Genomic DNA, 383 nt, shown 5'->3' with positions numbered 1-383 from the left:
GCCCAGAGTCTTGAACTTTATTGTGCCTCGCGGAGATAGAAGCCGATTATTGGACCCAATACTTGAGGCAATGAGACGAAATGACGTCTTGATACTTTGTCGTCGTATCGTGGACAAAAGCGGCCTTCCGACGTCACTAATTTTAATCGATATCGTTTCCTCTGAAGCGCTCGATAGGGAAGCTACACCTTAGCCGAGTCACACGAATGTGGGGCGGGATGCGGTGGAGCGCAAGCCCGGAGCAGGTCAGGATATCGTTGCCGACTATTTTTTTGCGCGAATGGCGCGAGCGCCGAGCGCGTTTTCGCGACGCGAACGATGCAAGCCTCGCGCGCGCTACGGCAGCGGCTCGGTCGCGGCGTCGAGCCAGACTTTTGTGGCCT

Origin of the sequence: Nitrobacter sp. 62-13, assembly GCF_001896955.1 — a bacterium.
GTDB lineage: Bacteria > Pseudomonadota > Alphaproteobacteria > Rhizobiales > Xanthobacteraceae > Nitrobacter.
The sequence above is the reverse complement of the archived record's forward strand: the minus strand, read 5'-3'. Positions refer to the sequence as shown.